This window comes from Phenylobacterium sp. (assembly GCF_016793225.1).
In the GTDB taxonomy this organism is placed as follows: domain Bacteria; phylum Pseudomonadota; class Alphaproteobacteria; order Caulobacterales; family Caulobacteraceae; genus Phenylobacterium.
Window position 1 is genome coordinate 1 of the sequence record NZ_JAEUMN010000149.1, and the last position, 16,051, is coordinate 16,051.

Annotated in this window: 10 protein-coding genes; 3 read left to right on the forward strand and 7 right to left on the reverse strand. The window is 69.6% G+C overall.

Annotated features, from left to right (window positions below):
• The first annotated feature begins 620 nt into the window (after positions 1 to 620).
• The 3 genes from JNK30_RS17230 to JNK30_RS17240 all read left to right on the forward strand — a co-directional run bounded on the left by JNK30_RS17230 (position 621) and on the right by JNK30_RS17240 (position 5,570).
• Positions 621 to 896 carry a helix-turn-helix transcriptional regulator gene (locus tag JNK30_RS17230; protein ID WP_293484054.1) on the forward strand — a complete coding sequence of 92 codons (276 nt, stop codon included), beginning with the start codon at positions 621 to 623 and terminating at the stop codon, positions 894 to 896.
• Positions 897 to 1,081: 185 nt separating this feature from the next.
• On the forward strand, positions 1,082 to 3,892 hold the full coding sequence (locus tag JNK30_RS17235; protein ID WP_293484137.1) for a helicase C-terminal domain-containing protein: 2,811 nt from the start codon (positions 1,082 to 1,084) through the stop codon (positions 3,890 to 3,892).
• 91 nt (positions 3,893 to 3,983) lie between these two features.
• Positions 3,984 to 5,570, forward strand: coding sequence for a serine protease (locus tag JNK30_RS17240; protein ID WP_293484055.1), 1,587 nt, complete (start codon positions 3,984 to 3,986; stop codon positions 5,568 to 5,570).
• A 70-nt stretch (positions 5,571 to 5,640) separates the two neighbouring features.
• Here the strand turns inward: JNK30_RS17240 and JNK30_RS17245 are convergent, their stop codons facing one another.
• The 7 genes from JNK30_RS17245 to JNK30_RS17275 all read right to left on the reverse strand — a co-directional run bounded on the left by JNK30_RS17245 (position 5,641) and on the right by JNK30_RS17275 (position 15,872).
• Entirely contained in the window at positions 5,641 to 5,892 is a 252-nt protein-coding gene (locus JNK30_RS17245) for an EF-hand domain-containing protein (protein ID WP_293484056.1), read from the reverse strand.
• A 72-nt stretch (positions 5,893 to 5,964) separates the two neighbouring features.
• Positions 5,965 to 6,900: a prephenate/arogenate dehydrogenase family protein gene (locus tag JNK30_RS17250; protein ID WP_293484057.1), complete on the reverse strand. Its 936-nt coding sequence runs from the start codon at positions 6,898 to 6,900 to the stop codon at positions 5,965 to 5,967.
• Between the two features lie 3 nt (positions 6,901 to 6,903).
• On the reverse strand, positions 6,904 to 8,034 hold the full coding sequence (locus tag JNK30_RS17255; protein WP_293484058.1) for a histidinol-phosphate transaminase: 1,131 nt from the start codon (positions 8,032 to 8,034) through the stop codon (positions 6,904 to 6,906).
• 35 nt (positions 8,035 to 8,069) lie between these two features.
• Positions 8,070 to 8,876: a chorismate mutase gene (locus JNK30_RS17260; protein ID WP_293484059.1), complete on the reverse strand. Its 807-nt coding sequence runs from the start codon at positions 8,874 to 8,876 to the stop codon at positions 8,070 to 8,072.
• Positions 8,877 to 8,973: 97 nt separating this feature from the next.
• Positions 8,974 to 10,083: a response regulator gene (locus JNK30_RS17265; RefSeq protein WP_293484060.1), complete on the reverse strand. Its 1,110-nt coding sequence runs from the start codon at positions 10,081 to 10,083 to the stop codon at positions 8,974 to 8,976.
• A 214-nt stretch (positions 10,084 to 10,297) separates the two neighbouring features.
• Positions 10,298 to 12,784 (reverse strand): TonB-dependent receptor, encoded by a 2,487-nt coding sequence (locus JNK30_RS17270; RefSeq protein WP_293484061.1) that lies wholly within the window; start codon positions 12,782 to 12,784, stop codon positions 10,298 to 10,300.
• Positions 12,785 to 13,151: 367 nt separating this feature from the next.
• Complete coding sequence (locus tag JNK30_RS17275) at positions 13,152 to 15,872, reverse strand: TonB-dependent receptor (RefSeq protein ID WP_293484062.1); 2,721 nt, start codon at positions 15,870 to 15,872, stop codon at positions 13,152 to 13,154.
• Positions 15,873 to 16,051 lie beyond the last annotated feature (179 nt).

The following is a 16,051-nucleotide window of genomic DNA, read 5'->3' on the forward strand; positions in this document are numbered from 1 at the left end:
ACGGACATGACCTTGCCCACAGGCGTCGCCTCCTGGTCCAACGGCGGCGCGGCGCGCGCAGCTCAGCGCCGCCCTCTCCCGGCCTCTCCCACGGCGCTGCCGCGCCTGGGAGAGGAGGAGTGGAACAATATCGGAACATCAGGAGTGGCGGCAAGCCGTTTCAACGCCCGCAACCCGCCCATCTCCGACGTTGGGAGCGTCGCGCAAAGGCGCTGCGGGCTTCAACAGAGATGGCCGAACGGGATGCCGGGCATGCCCGTGCGGCCTGGCTGGTTTTCCGCCCCGCTGCCTGACCGGGCAGGGCGGCGTCGGCCTGCGCCCGCACGCCGATGACGTCCGCGTCCTGCGGCAGGCCGAGTCCCCTGGGGAAGCGCTGATTCTCTTCTGGGGCGAACGAGTGAGTCGGTTCAATGTTTAGTTTAGGCAGAGCGGGACTTAAGGAATCGTCTGAAAGGAGATTGATACACCTTTTGCGCGCAACTACGTCGAACGACGATATGTTGCGACTTGCATCAACAGTAATGTTGGCTCACGAAAATGAGACTTATCGCGCCTTGCCACGACTTTTTCCCGATCTATATTTGACTCGATTTGTCGACCGATGCCGGTTCGGGGCCAGGATGTTCGACTTGACGGGGGAGCAGATCCGCGCGGCGCGGGTCGCGCGGCGATTGGATCAGGCCGAGCTCGCGAAGCGGGCGCGTTTGAGCCTGGAGACCATCAAGCGGATCGAGCGCATCAACGGACCCGTCTCCGTCCAGATGACCACGCTTCGCGCCCTCTTCCGGGCGTTCCAGGAAATGGGGGTCACGTTCGAGGCATCGTCCGATGCTGAAGGGGTTCGTTGGACGGTGTCCGACGAGTCGTGCACGGGACCGGAGCGGCGAGGCTGCTGAGCCTGCGAAGCCTCCGGACGCCGGCGAGGGCCGGGTGGAAGGCGTGCCCAACAAGACCACGGCCGACGTGAAGGCGCATCGTGCTCTTCCGCCAAGGCAGGGGACACCTGCCTGGACCAGACCTTCCCAGTCCCACCCCCACCGTTCCCATTCCGTTCCCGGCGATTCTGCGCTAGCCCATGGCGGTGTCCGCTCCGCCGCCTGCCCTGGCCCTCGCCCCCGCGCTCGTCGTCCTGCCGGGTCCCCGCTGCGCGCTCGCGCCACCTGAGGGCCCGGCTGCCCAGATCCGTCCCCCGGACGCGCGCGACCTTCTGCAGTCGGCGCCGGTGCTGGTCGCCCACGCGGCGATGACGGCGCGCCGCCTGGGCCTCGCCCCGCCGCCGCGCACGCCCCGCATCTTCGACGTCCTGGAGCTCTTCGCCTTCGTGCGGCCCGCGCGCTTCACCGCCCCCAGCGCCGCGGGCCTGGCCCAGGCGCTGGACCTGCCGGCGCCCGCGGGCGGGCCCGAGCAGGCCGCCAGCCTGCACGCGGCCGCGTGCAGGCTGCTGGCCGAGCTGGCGGCGGCGCCCACGCCCAGCCGCGAGGAGGCGCTGGCGCTCGCCGAGACCCTGGCGCGGGCCGGCTGGCCGTGGGGCCCGGCGGCCATCGGCGCGCTTCGGTCCCAGCCGGCCGGCAACCAGTTCCGCTCGTCCGGCCTCGACGTCTGGCAGCGCATCCCCGAGTGGGAGGCCGAGGCGCCGCCCGGCGAGCCGGGCAGCAGGCCCGTGGCGCCCGAGGCGGCCCAGGCGCGGCTGCGTTCGCTGCTCGAGACCGCCGGCCTCGACGAGGCGCGGCCGGCGCAGCGCGAATACGCCGCCGAGACCGCCCACGTCTTCGCCCCGCGCGAACGGGAGGGCGAGCCCAACATGATGCTGGCCGAGGCGGGGACCGGCGTGGGCAAGACCCTGGGCTACCTGGCGCCGGCCTCGCTGTGGGCCGAGGCCAACGGGCCGGCGGTGTGGGTCTCGACCTACACGCGCGCGCTGCAGCGCCAGATCGAGCGCGAGAGCCGCGCCGTCTACCCCGACGCGGCGGTGCGGGCGAAGAAGGCCGTGGTGCGCAAGGGGCGCGAGAACTACCTCTGCCTGCTGAATTTCCAGGAGCAGGCGAACGCGGCCCAGATGGGCGTCGGGGTTTCGGGGGGCGGCGACCTGGTGGGCATGGGGCTGGCGGCCCGGTGGGCGCGGGCCACCCGCGACGGCGACATGACCGGCGGCGACTTCCCGGCCTGGCTGCCGACGCTGTTCGCCACGCCGCCCGCGGCCCAGGCCTCGCCCGCCAACCTGGTGGACCGGCGGGGCGAGTGCGTCCACGCCGGCTGCCCGCACTACCGCGCCTGCTTCGTGGAGAAGGCGATCCGCGGCAGCCGGCGCGCGGACCTGGTGATCGCCAACCACGCGCTGGTGCTGAGCCAGGCGGCGTTCGACGGGGCGCGGGCGGCGCGCGGGTCCAAGGGCGACGCCGAGACGACGCACCTGAAGCGCATCGTATTCGATGAGGGGCACCACCTGTTCGACGCGGCCGACTCGGCGTTCTCGGCGGCGCTGTCGGGGCAGGAGGCGGCCGAGCTGCGGCGCTGGATCCGGGGGCCGGAGGGCCGGGGACGGCGCGGGCGGGGCCTGGAGAACCGGCTGCTCGACATCCTGGGCGACCGGGAGGACGCGCGCGAGGCGCTGGCGCGGTGCATCGGGGCGGCCTCGGCGCTGCCGGGGGAGGGCTGGAGCGGCCGGATCGCGCCGCCGACCGGGGAGGTGAACCCGCTGGGGCCGGTGGAGGCGTTCCTGGTGGCGGTGCTGGAGCAGCTGCGCGCGCGGGCGGCGCCGTCCGAGGTGGGCATGGAGTGCCAGGCGCGGCCGGCGCTGGACCTGGTGCGCGACACGGCGCGCGAGGCGGCCGCGGCGCTGGCGGCCGTGGAGGCGCCGCTGCTGGCGCTGGCCCGGGCGCTGGAGGACGTCATGGACGCCGAGGCCGAGACGCTGTCCGCCTCCGAGCGCGCGCGCATCGAAGGCGCCCTCCGGGGCCTCGACCGCCGCGCCCGCATGCAGCTGCCCGCCTGGCGCGCCATGCTGCAGGCCATCGACGAGGGCGCCGAGGACGACCCCGACTTCGTCGACTGGTTCGACGCCCACTTCATGTTCGGCCGCGTCGTCGACGCCGCCTGCCGCCGCCACTGGATCGACCCCACCGAGCCCCTGACCAACGCCGTGATCGCGCCTGCGCACGGCGTGCTGGTCACCTCCGCCACGCTGGCCGACCCGACGCTCGAGGACCCCTTCGCCCTGGCCGAGATGCGCACCGGCGCCGCGCGCCTGCCCGAGCGCCCGAAGACGCTCAAGGTGGGCTCGCCGTTCGACTACGCCGCCAACGCCCGCGCCCTCGTCGTCACCGACGTGAGCAAGGACGACGCCCGCCAGATCGCCGCGGCCATGCGCGAGCTGTTCCTGGCCGCGGGCGGCGGCGGCCTCGGCCTGTTCACCGCCATTCGCCGCCTGCGCGCCGTGCACGAGCGGATCGCGGCCCCGCTGGCCGATCGCGGCCTCGCCCTCTACGCCCAGCACGTGGACCCCCTCGAGGTAGGCGCGCTGGTCGACATCTTCCGCGCCGAGGAGGATGCCTGCCTGCTGGGCACCGACGCGGTGCGCGACGGGGTCGACGTGCCGGGCCGCAGTCTGCGCCTGCTGGTCTTCGATCGCATCCCCTGGCCGCGCCCCGACATCCTGCACAAGGCCCGCCGCGCCCGCTTCGGCAACAAGAGCTACGACGACGCCATCGCCCGCGCCCGCATCGCGCAGGCTTTCGGAAGGCTCATCCGCAGGGCCGACGACCGGGGCTGCTTCGTCATGCTGGACGCGAGTTCGCCGACGCGGCTGTTCTCCGGCCTCCCCGAAGGGGTCGAGCTGAAGCGGGTGACCCTGGTGGAAGCGATCGAGACCGTCGGAGCCTTCCTGGCTGCTTAGCCGCGCGCCATCTGTCAAGCAATCTGTTCGCTTAATGTTCTTGCCGTGCGCTGCGTGCTAAGGCCGAGCTTTCAATCTGGAGGCGTGTGCCGTGTTTCGCAGTTTCCTGACCGCGCTGGTCGCTGGGCTCTTGGCGGTCGCCGGACCTGTGGCGGCAGACGAGAGCGCACTCAACAAGGAGGGCTTCTGGACGGTCGGCCGCGGAGAGAGCGACAGCACCAGCTGCCTGGCCACCTTGGAGACCGAGTCCGGCGAGGTGTTCATGCTGCACGCGGAAAACGGAGCTCTCGCGCTCGCCGTGGGTGGAAAGCGGCCGCTCAAGGGCCGACGGGCGGCGTTCTCGACTGAAGCCTATAGTTTCTCATTCACGCCGGCCTTCGGCCGCGGCGGCGTACTGGTGAGCGAAGAGGAGATGAACGAGAGCTCCATCGCGGCGCTGCGGCTGGCCCGCGAGATCGCCGTCAAGCTCGATGGCCGCGTAGTGTTCAGCGCCGATGTGGAGAACACCGGGCTCGAGGGCGCGCTCGACGCCGTCATCGCGTGTTCGAAGGGCCAGCAGGGGTGGTGGGGGGCCGGCGTGGCCTCGCCTGCGACCGCGGACGTGCGGGGGGCGCTCAATCCCGAGGGCTTCTGGCGGGTTCGCGCCAACGCGGAGGAGGAGTCCTGCACCGCCTACGCCGCCATGAAGGGTGGACCCGCGATCGTCCTGGTGACGACCAAGGAGGGCACCTCCTTCGGGGTCAGCGCCAACAAGACCCTCAAGCAGGGCCGAAAGGGACTCTTCTCGACCGAGGCCTATGCTTTCGACTTCGAGCCGTCCTATGACGACAACTACCTCTACCTTGACGGTCCTATTGGCCAGAAAGCGCTGGCGGCGCTCCGGCTTGCGCGGGTGCTGCGTATCTCCGTGGATGGACGGCGGATCGCAGATATGACGCTGGAGGGCTCCGGCGTGGATGGCGTGCTCGACGCTCTGGTCGACTGTGCGTCCGGTCAAGACGGATGGTGGGGGCCGGGTCTCGGTTCCGAGGGCGCGGGCGCCGCCGGGAGCTCGGAGGACGATGCCGGCGACGGCAGCGGTACGGGGTTCTTCATCTCGGCCGACGGGCTCGCCATGACGGCGGCCCACGTCGTCGCGAACTGCAAGGCGGTCGAATCTCCGCGTTGGGGCGCCGTCAAAGTCGTCGCGCTCGACAAGCGGGCCGACCTCGCCATCCTGAAGACGTCGACTGCGGGTGGACAGTTCCTCATGCTGCGCGATCGCGGTCCGCGGCTCGGAGAGTCGCTCACCGCGGGCGGCTATCCGCTGGGCGGCCTCATCGGGTCAGGCCTGAAGATCACCACGGGCGTCGTGAGCGGCCTGAGCGGCCCCGAAGGCGACCGCAGCCTCATCCAGATCTCGGCCCAGATTCAGCCAGGCAACAGCGGTGGCCCCGTGGTCGATGCGAACGGGCGGCTGATCGGCGTGACGGTGTCCAAGCTAGATGAGGTAACCCTCGTGCGAGCCACCGGCGAGTTCCCGCAGAACATCAACTTCGCGGTCCCCGTGACCCTGCTGCAGGCCTTCCTGGATGAGAACGGGGTGGCCTACAGGACGGTGGGCGGCGCAGGCGCCCCGAACGCTCCCGCGGCCGCGCCCCTGACGAGTGTCACCTTCAGCCTGATCTGCCGGCGCTGAACATCGATCGACCGGGGGCGTCCTGCGCGCCCTCGTCTCAGTTCGGGGTTGGCAGAGGTGTCCGGGGGCGTCAGCCGCCGCGCTGGCGCATCGCCGCCATCGCGGCCTCGAGCTCGGCGGCGGTGACCTTGCCGTCCTTGTTCGCGTCGATCAGGTCGAACCGGTCGGCCTGCCGCCCCGCCGCCGTCCATTCCGCCTTGTCGACCGCGCCGTCGCCGTTCGTGTCCCAGCGCTTGATGAGGTCGGCCGGGGCCGGCATCTGCGCCTGTGCTGCGCCCGCGGCAGCCAGAAGGGCGGCAGCGGCGAGGATCGTGTTGCGCATCGAGTGTCTCCAGCTTGTGTCGCCGGATCTCGCGCCACGCCCATTGCGGCCGTGTTTCGCGATTGTGGCGCTTCAGTGCTTCCCGCGGTCGCGCCCGAAGTTGGGCTCGGCGCTTTCCTGCCCCATGGCGACGATGCCGCGGCGGATCTCGCGGGTGCGGCTGAACAGGTCGAACAGCTTGTCGCCTTCACCCCAGCGGATGGCGCGCGACAGCGCCTGCAGGTCCTCGGTGAACCGCCCCAGCACCTCGAGGACCGCGTCCTTGTTGGTCAGGAACACGTCGCGCCACATGGTGGGGTCCGACGCGGCGATGCGGGTGAAATCGCGGAAGCCCCCGGCGGAGTACTTCATCACCTCAGCCTCGGCGACGCCCTCGAGATCGTGAGCCGTGCCCACGATGTTGTAGGCGATCAGGTGGGGAAGGTGGCTCGTGATGGCCAGGACCAGGTCGTGGTGCTTGACCTCCATCTCCTCCACCCGGGCGCCGAGCGCCGTCCAGAAGCGGCTGAGCCGGTCAACGGCCGAGCGATAGGCCGCATCGTCGCGCTCCTGCGGCGTCAGGATCGTCCAGCGGTTCTGGAACAGCTCGGCAAAGCCGGCGTCGGGGCCGGACTGCTCGGTTCCGGCGATGGGGTGGCCGGGTACGATGAAGACGCTTTCGGGACACGCCGCGGCGAGGGCGTCCGCCACATGCGTCTTCACCGAACCCACGTCGGTCACCGTGGCGCCCGGCTTCAGTCCGGGCGCCGCTGCGCGCGCGGCCGCCTCCATCGACATCACCGGGACAGCGAACACCACCAGGTCGGCGTCGCGCACCGCCTCGGCCGCGTCGGACGTGACCACGTCGCCGAGCCCCAGCTCCAGGATCCGCGCCCGCGCGGCGTCCGAGGTTTCGGCGATGGAGATCTCGCCGACCGCTCCGCCGGCCTCGCGCGCGGCGCGCGCCACAGATGAGCCGATGAGGCCGCAGCCGATCACCGCCATCTTCGCGTAGATCGGCTCGTTCATTCCTCAGCCCTTGATGAAGTCGGTCAGCGCCTCGACCAGCGCGCGGTTGTGCGCCTCGAGACCGATCGTGATCCGCAGGTGATCCGGCATCCCGTAGTTCAGGAGCCGGCGCGTCAGCAGGCCGCGCGCACTGAGGAAGGCGTCGGCGTCCGCGGCGGTCCGCCCCGGCCGGTCAGGGAACCCCACGAGCACGAAGTTGGCCGCCGACGGCCCGACGACCTCGAATCCGAGGCCGCCCAGCTGCTGGGTCAGCCACGCGCGCCACTGGTCGACGTGAGCGATCGACCGCGCCTGGAACTCGGTATCCTTCAGCGCCTCGACGGCGGCGAGCTGCGCGGGGATCGACACATTGAACGGGAGCCGGATCCGATCCACCGCCGCAGCGATCGCGGCCGGCGCATAGCCCCACCCCACACGCAACGCGGCCAGCCCGTGCAGCTTCGAGAAGGTGTGCGTCACCACCACGTTCTCGGACGTCCGCGCATAGTCGAGGCCGTCGTCGAAGGCCGGATCGTTGGCAAACTCGCTGTAGGCCCCGTCCAGCACCAGCACCACGCTGGGCGGCAGGCGCTCATGCAGCCGCCGCACCTCGCCGAACGGGATCCACGTGCCGGTGGGGTTGCCGGGGTTGGCGAGGAAGACGAGCCGTGTCCGTCCGTCCACGCACTTCAGGATCTCGTCGACGTCGATCCGGTAGCCCGGTTCGCGGGCGCTGCGGACCTCGGCCTGGCACGCGCGGGCCCCGATCGCGAAGGCCGCGAACGCGTACTCGCCCTGCACGATGTTGTCGCCCGGCTCGAGGAAGGTCTGGTTGAGCAGCGCGAAGACCTCGTCCGACCCGCACCCGAAGATCAGCCGTTCGGGTTCGAGACGGTAGTGTTCCGCGATGGCGTCGCGCACGATCGTCGTGCGGCTGTCCGGGTAGACGTGGAGCTGGGTCGCCGCGGAAACATAGACCTCGCGGGCCTTCTCGCTCGAGCCGAGGACATTCTCGTTCGCGCTGAGCTTGACCGCTTCCACGCCGCTGTCGGCCTTGGCCTTGCCGGGGACATAGGCGTGGATCTCCATGATCCCGGGCTTGGGCAGCGGGCGGGCGGCGCGGGCCCGATCATCGGGTTCGGACGTATGGGTCATGGGGGTTCGTTTCAGATGAAACCAATCCGGACGCTCTACACGTCCAGCGGCGCTGGCGCAGCCCCAATCACGCCTGCCAGGCGCCCCGGCGCGCGGGCGAGCCGCGCATCCTCGGCCTGATAGAAGCCTGCCAGTCCGAACAGCTTCAGACCGCCCGCCTCGGCCAGCAGCTCGGCCGCAACCCCATCGCGTGAAAGGGCGTCGATGACGGCGTCGGCTGCGCCCGCGGCATCGGTGACCCAGAAGGTCACGTCCTCGCCGGTGGGCTCCACGGCGACCTCGGCCACGGCGAGCGCCGACAGGGGACCCCAGGCGCCCAGGCACGGCAGGGCGGCGAAGACCCTCAGGCGGGGTTCGGCGAGCAGCCGGCCCCACCAGGCGCTGTCGGCCGTGAGCGCGCAGATCCCGACGCCGCCGCGGGTGCGCGCCGCGGCGACCGCGTCCTCGGCCTTGGCGACCTGCACCATGGGAGGCGCGGCGCCGAACCTGTGACGCGCCAGCTCGACGGCGCGGCCCGGATCCTTCCCACCCCAGACCGAAAGATGGAACGGGCCCTGCGAGGCCAGGCTGTCGCCGATCAGCTCGCGCCATATGCGCACGATCAGCGCCGGACTGGCGGCCCGCCGCTCGGTGGCGATGAGCCGCCGCAGGATCGCCGCCTCGCGGCCGGGTCGAAGCCCGAACTTGTCGCCGTCGCCGGCCGCGCGCTTGGCCTCGGCGACCACCCGGGCGAGCGCAGCCCGCTCGTCGATGAGGCGCAGAAGCTCAGTGTCCAGCGCGTCGATGCGCTGGCGCACGGCCTCCAATGAGGGCGGCTGAGCCGCCGACTTCGCCTCGGACATAATCCAACCCCGAAACAGCAGCCCGCGACCTATGTCATTGCGGACGCCCGTGCAATAGCGGCGCCCAGAGCAAGAAAGTTGCAGTTGTAACGGGGCTTTAGGCCGCCGCGGCCGCGGCGCCGGGCGCCAGCGCATCCTGTAGAGCCTGGAGCAGGTGCTCGGGCTTCATCGGCTTCTCGACGACGCCGTTCATGCCGGCCGCGAGATAGCTCTCCGCGTCCTCGGGGTCGGCGTTCGCGGTCAGGGCGATGATCGGCGTCTGGGCGACGGGACCGGGAAGCGCGCGGATCGCGCGGGTGGCGGCGACGCCGTCCATGCGCGGCATCTTGATGTCCATGAGGATCAGATCGAAGCGGCCCGAGCGCGCCGCCTCGACGGCCTCCTCGCCATCCTCGGCCGCCTCGCTCGTGCAGTCGAACATCTCGACGAGGGACTGCGCCACCATGCGGTTGGTCGCGTTGTCGTCCACCACGAGGATGTGGGCCGGACGGCCTGCGTCCTCGGCGGGAGCCTCGCCCGCTGCTTCCACGACCGGCGCGAGCCGGATCTCGAAGGCGGCCGTGTCGGAGGCGCCGGCGTTGGCTTCCCGCCGCAGTTGGCCCTCCATGCCGGCGAGCAGGCGGCGCGAGAGCATCGCCCCGATCGCCGCCTCCAGGCCCAGCCGACCCTCGATGCTGCGGATCCGGGCTTCCACGTCCTGCTCGTCCCAGCCGCCGTCCCGGGGGCCGCGAACCCGACCCAGGAGGGTCACGCCGTCCGGGCCGGAGCGCGCCTGCAGGCTGGCTTCCACGGCGCCGCGCGCCTGGGCGCCGACGGCTTCGCCGATGAAGCCGTCGAAGATCTGCAACAGGCGCTTGCGGTCGGCCATGGCCGCCGTCTCAGGCTCGCCGTCATACGACACCAGCAGGGTCACCCCGGCCGCCGCCGCCCGCGGCTGCCAGCGGTCATGGATCTCGTCCATCACCTCTCGGAGCCGGATCGGCTCAAGGTCCAGTTGCACGTCCCTCGACGTGGTCCTTCGCAGGTCGCGGGCAGCGTCCAGCATGCGGCTGACGCCCGCCGCCGCCTCGGCCACGCTTGCCAGGCACGCTTCGCCATCCGCCGTCAGCCGCTGGCGGGCCAGCTGCTCGGTCAAGGCGATCACGCCGTCCATCTGCTGACGGATGTCGGCGGTGACGCGATCGAAGAAGAAGTCGGGAAGCGACATGACCCGCCGGCGCGACGAAACTGAGTACTCATTCTGAGTGATAGCGCTTGCCCATAGGTTAAATCCGGGCAGCGCGCGTGCGCATTGCGCCTGCCGGCCGGCGCCTGGGGCTCCAGAGGCCGCCGCGCCAGAAAGAACAAGGGCGGCGGACCGTGAAGGTCCGCCGCCCCAAGGTCGACGCGAGTGGGAGAAAAGATCGCGTCAGATCAGAGGTTTAGAAACGCACCTGCAGCTCGGCCCCGTAGGTGCGCGGCTGGATCAGGCCCCGCGTGATGGCGGTCCGCGTCTGAGCGATGTTCGGCGCGACGCCCGAGCCCGGGACGTCGAAGATCGCCGTCGGAGTCGTCGATCCGTTGGACGTGAAGCCGTTCTGATCGAAGGCGTTCTTCACGAAGCCGATGATCGTGAAGCGGTCGTCGGCGTCGTTCCACAGCACCCGGAAGTCCGTGGTGTCGTAGGCCTTCACCTTGTTCGCCGCGCTCTTGAACGGCTGGTAGTAGGTCTCGTCGGTCCAGGTGTAAGTGGCCGAAAGGATCAGCGAGCCGGGCGCGAAGTCGAAGGTGTAGTTCGCGTTGCCCGCGAACTTGTGCTTCGGCGACTGGTAGATGCGCGAGCCCTTCAGCGTCTGGAAGACCAGCCGCGTGCCGTTCGAGATCACCGAGCCGCCCGCGGGCGTGGCGTTGGGGTCCAGCGCGCCCGGGTCGGCGGGATCGTAGAAGCAGCAGCCGCGGGTGATCTCGGTGTGCAGGTAGCCATAGCTGGCCGAGAGGTCGAGCGCCCCGATCGGACGCCAGACCGCCTCGAGTTCCAGGCCGTAGGCCTCGGCGTCGACGTTGACGAAGTTGTTGGACGCCGCCGTGCCGGCCGGGTTCAGCTGCGACAGGTTCAGCTGCAGGTCCTTGTAGTCGTTGTAGAAGGCGGCGGCGTTCACCTGGAGCCGGCGGCCGATGGTCTTCTTCAGGCCGAGCTCGAAGGCGTCCACCTGCTCCTGGTCGGCCTGCGGCTGCGGGGCCAGCGTGCCCAGCAGGAAGCCGCCCGACTTATAGCCGCGGCTGTACTTGCCGTAGACGAGCGTGTCGGCATCGGGGGTCCAGTCGAGGTTCAGCGTCCCGGTGACGGCGTCCCAGCTGTCCTTCAGGGCGCGGAAGTTCTGCACGCCCGGCGTGGCGGGATCCGCGTCGGTCGACACGTCGAAGGCCGCTGCGCCGAAGGCGATCGCCGGCGACAGGATGATGAGACGCTGGAACTCGGTGCCCGACTTCTTGTCCTTGGTGTAGCGGAGGCCGGCCGTCAGGGCGAACTGGTCGCTGAACTCGTAGGTGGCCTGGCCGAACACCGCGTAGGCCTTGGAGTTCAGCGTGGCCTGGGCGTCGAAGAAGTTGCGCAGCGGGTTCGCGGCCGCCGGCGTGCCCGCCAGGGTCAGCGGCACAGCCAGCTGGACCTGGTTGGGGTTGGCGAGCTGGATGCGCTGACGGTACTCCTCCTCGTACTGGTAGAGACCGAGGATCCAGCGCAGGGGACCGTCGCCCGTCGAGGTGAGGTTCACCTCGTTCGAGTAGTAGCGCTTCTTCTCGTTGAAGTCGGTCGTCTGGGTCGGGAAGTAGGGGACCGCCATGCCCGGGATGGCGATGGGACCCGTACGGCTCGTCCCGTCGTAGTCGCCGCCGGTCTGGAAGTTGTACTGCTGGAAGCCGCCGATGTACTTCAGCTCGGCGAAGCCGAGGTCATAGGTCACCGTCGTGGTGAGCAGGTGGTTGCCGCGCAGCTGCCCGTAGCCGTCGGTGTTGGTGTTCATCACGTAGGGGTCGGTGACGCCGGGGTTCGGCGTCGCGTAGCCGAACTGCGGGTTCGGCTGCAGGGCGCCGATCAGGCCGAACGCGCGCGTGGTGTCGTAGGGCGTGACCAGGTTGTTCAGGCGGTCGCCCACGCCCAGCGTGTCGTCCCAGGACGAGCGGTTGTAGCGGGCGAAGATCGACAGCCGCTCGGTGGGCTCGGCCTCCATCATGAACTCGAAGTAGGTGCGCTTGATGGTCGCGCCCTCGTTCGCGGGGCCGATGTTCTTGATGTAGCCGTCGCGCTGGTGGTCCTGGCTGCCGCCGACCTTGAAGCGCAGGTTTTCCGCCACCGGCAGCGAGACGACGGCCTCGATCCGCGTGCGGTCGTAGTTGCCGTAGCTGGCGCGGATCTCGCCGCCGAACTCCTTCGCCGGCCGCTTGGAAACCTGGTTGATCGCGCCGCCGATGGCGTTGCGCCCGTAGAGCGTGCCCTGGGGCCCACGGAGGATTTCGGTGCGCTCGATGAAGAGCGGCGTCTTGAACAGCTCGGACGACGAGGCCGAGTAGAAGCCGTCGGAGTACGACGCCACGCCCGGGTCGTTGCCGATGTAGAAGGTGTTGCGGCCGGCGCCCCGCAGGCTGACGCGGTCCGTGCCGGAATAGTTCATGCCGGGCGTGAAGTTCACGAAGTCCTGGATGCCGGTGATCCCGCGGACGTCACGGCTCTCCGACGTGAAGGCGGACACCGCCACCGGGACGTCCTGCAGCGACTGCTCACGCTTCTCGGCGGTGACGACGAGTTCCTCGACGACCGCGCCGCCGTCGTCGGCAGTCTGCGCCAGGGCGGGGAGGGCGGCGGCCGATAGGGCCAGGAACGAGGCGCTGGCGGTCAGGACCGCGCGAGCCGGCGTGGTTTTGCGAGACATGAAGGTCCTCCCGGGGTCCGCGCTGCTCACGCGCCGAGCCCCGTGTTTCTGCTGATTGTCGGAACGGGCGCGGGGAGGCGCACCGGGGCGCGGACCCTCAGGGCGCCGCGGTCAAGCCGTCAAACGGAATGCCGCGGCTGCAGCATGACTTTCGGACGCACTGTGGCCGAAAGACCGCATTTTCGAATTGCGAGTACAATTCCAGACGTGGCTCCGCGATCCTTTGCCGCATAAGGGTTCGGCGAACGCAGAAATCTCAAGCGCCCCATACCGAATCCTCAAAATCGGGAGCCGGCGTCCACCTGGGCATGAAAAAGGGGCGGCGGATCGCTCCGCCGCCCCGGTATGGCGTGAAAAGCCGCTGTGGTCAGAAGCGGTACTGAAGCTCGATGCCGTAGAGCCGCGGCGGGGTCAGCTCGTAGTTGCGAGCGCCGTTGCGGAACTGGTCGGAGGGCACCAGCGGATTGTTGTTCCTCTGGGAGGCCGCGACCGCCGCCGCGTAGCCCTCGGTGTCGAACACGTTCTTCACGTAGGCAATGACGGTGTACTTGTCGTCCTCGGGCTGCCAGATGGCGCGCAGGTCCACCTGATCCCAGGACGGCGCGGCGTTGTACTGGCGCTCGAACACGTTGGCGTACGACTTGGAGCGGTAGAGGTAGGTCGCGCCGAACGTCAGCTTCCCGGCGTCCATGTTGAACGTGTAGAGGCCGTTCAGGGCCAGCTTGTGCTCAGGGGCCTGCGGCAGGGCGTTGCCCACCACGCTGACCGCGCCGGTGTTCACGTTGTCGTTCACATCGACGAGCAGGCTGCTCTTCTTGATGTTGGTCGGGTTGTAGCCGTAGTCCAGGCTCAGGCGCAGCGCCTCGGTGGGTTGCCAGATCGTGCTCAGTTCGACCCCGTAGGACTCGGACTTCGCGATGTTCACGAACTGGGTGACGTTGGTCGCCCCGACGCGCACGGCGACCGGAGCCTGCAGGTCGCGGTAGTCGAGGTAGAAGGCCGCGACGTTCACCTGCAGCGCGCGGCCGAAGTTCTTCTTGAGGCCGATTTCGTAGGAGTTGACCGTCTCCTTGTCGGCCTTGGGCACGGCCAAGAAGCCGCCCGCGGAGAAGCCGAACGCCTTGTAGCCGCGGCTGTAGCGGGCGTAGGCCATGGTGTCCGGATCCGGATCCCACTGGATGCCCGCCGTGCCGGTGACCGCCGACGAGGTGTCGCTGAGGTCGCGGCTGGCGACGCCGTTCGGGCCGATGACGTACTGGCGGCAGACGCCGGAGACGCAGACCGACGGCGTCTTCACGCCCTCGATCAGTCCCGCCGTGCTCTTGGGCGCCAGCGTGTCGGTGAGATCGAAGGCGCCGTTGCCGAGAGCGCCGAGCGGCGCCAGCGCGTTGCCGAGGCCGAAGGCCTGGCCGACCGCCGGCAAGGCGCTCAGGTTGCCCAGCAGGCTGCCGTAGTTGGCCGCGGTCCCCGGACCCAGGGAGCCGAGGCCGAGGGCCGCATAGAGGCCCGGGTAGCAGGCGTCCGAGTTGCAGACGATCCGCCGGAACTCGGTCCCGAACTTCTTGTCCTTGGTGTAGCGCAGGCCGCCGGTGATCTTCAGCGTCTCGGTCGCCTGCCAGTCCACCTGGCCGAACACCGCCTTGCTGCGGGTCGTCAGCGAGTAGTTGCCGGTCGACCAGAAATTCTGAGGGTTCGGGGCGGCGCCGAGCACCGGGGTTTGCAGCGAAGAGGGGCCGACCAGGAAGAAGTCGGCCGTGCTGCCAGTGCCGGTGTATTCCTCGTTGTAGTAGAACGCACCGACGATCCACTGCAGCGGCCCGTCGTGGGTCGACGAGATGTTGATCTCGTGGCTGAACCAGGTCGGGTACTCGAAGTAGTGGTAGCCATTGTTGGCGTTCACGGTGAGCGGCGAGCAGTTCACCGTCGACCGTCCGGCCGCGAACAGGGCGGCGACATTGCCGCAGACCGAACCGGGGGCCAGCGGGATCTGGTACGACAGGACGTTCGTCGCGTCGGTGTCGCCGTAGAGGTCGTACTTGTACTCCTGGATGCCGCCCACATAGCGGATGTCGACGGTCGGCAGGTGGTAGACGAAGTTGGTCGTCAGCGAGTTGACGTCGCGCAGGCGCACCCGCTGCGGGATGTTCGTCTGGAAGTCGCGGGAGTCGTCGAGGGCCGGGTTCGTGTTGATGCCCGTTCCGACGGTGCGCAGGCTGCCCGGCACGATGCCGTTCAGGCCGGTCTCCGGCGAGAAGGCGTGGGCCGAGTTGTAGACGATCGAGAAGTTGGGATCGGTGCGTCCCGTCTCGTAGCGGTCACCCAGATAGCCCGAGCGCGCGCCGGGGCCGCCGCGGTTGTGCCAGACGAGGGTCTTGTACGACACCCAGAGGTCGGCGTTCTCGCCGAGGTCGGCCTCGATCTGGAACTGGGCCTGGTACTCGTCGCGCTTGCTGCCTTCGGACGGGCCGCCGGCGATGTTCGTGAAGTAGCCCTTGCGCTGGTCCAGCTTGTAGCCCGAGAAGCGGAACCGAAGCTTGTCGTTGATCGGGCCCGAGACCGCCGCCTGCAGGTTGGTGAAGCTGTAGTTCTCGGCGATGGCCCGGACCTCGGCGTAGAAGTCCTCGGTCGGCCGGCGCGAGATGACATTGACGGTGCCGCCGATGGCGTTGCGGCCGTAGAGCGTTCCCTGCGGACCGCGCAGGATTTCGACACGGTCCACATCCAGCGGCGGGCCGCCGGCCAGAACCGTCGACGTGGTGAACAGCGAGTCGATGTAGATCGACACCGCGCCGTCCACGGAGTGCACGTTGGTCAGGCGTCCGATGCCGCGCATGCTCGCCCGGTCGTTCGACGACTGGTAGACGAAGCCCGGCGTGAAGTTCGTCAGGTCCTGAACCGTGTTGATGCCGACGATGTCGCGCTGTTCGCTCGTGAAGGCCGAGATCGCGACCGGAACGTCCTGCAGACTCTGTTCCCGCTTCTCGGCGGTGACCACCAGTTCCTCGATCAGGGTCGAGCTGGCGCTCTGCGACCACGCGGGGCCTGCGAGCGCGACGAGGGCCGCCGCGGATGCGCCAACGGCCAGCAAGCTCCGAAGAGCGTGAGTTTCCGACATCAATTTCCTCCCAGCGCGTCCAGGCTCTTGTACGGCCCGTGATCGCCCATGCGCCGCCATCGCGGATGCTGAAGAGGTGGCGGCGCGCCCCCCGTCCAACATGACGAAGCTCGCCCGCCGGAGTAGCGCCTGTCAATCGACGCTTTACACAG

Excerpts from the sequence above, each read along its gene's own strand:
- JNK30_RS17255 (WP_293484058.1), bottom strand. The coding sequence starts at position 8,034 with ATGACCCATACGTCCGAACCCGATGATCGGGCCCGCGCCGCCCGCCCG.
- JNK30_RS17260 (WP_293484059.1), bottom strand. The coding sequence starts at position 8,876 with ATGTCCGAGGCGAAGTCGGCGGCTCAGCCGCCCTCATTGGAGGCCGTG.
- JNK30_RS17230 (WP_293484054.1), top strand. The coding sequence starts at position 621 with ATGTTCGACTTGACGGGGGAGCAGATCCGCGCGGCGCGGGTCGCGCGG.
- JNK30_RS17245 (WP_293484056.1), bottom strand. The coding sequence starts at position 5,892 with ATGCGCAACACGATCCTCGCCGCTGCCGCCCTTCTGGCTGCCGCGGGC.
- JNK30_RS17270 (WP_293484061.1), bottom strand. The coding sequence starts at position 12,784 with ATGTCTCGCAAAACCACGCCGGCTCGCGCGGTCCTGACCGCCAGCGCC.
- JNK30_RS17265 (WP_293484060.1), bottom strand. The coding sequence starts at position 10,083 with ATGTCGCTTCCCGACTTCTTCTTCGATCGCGTCACCGCCGACATCCGT.
- JNK30_RS17250 (WP_293484057.1), bottom strand. The coding sequence starts at position 6,900 with ATGAACGAGCCGATCTACGCGAAGATGGCGGTGATCGGCTGCGGCCTC.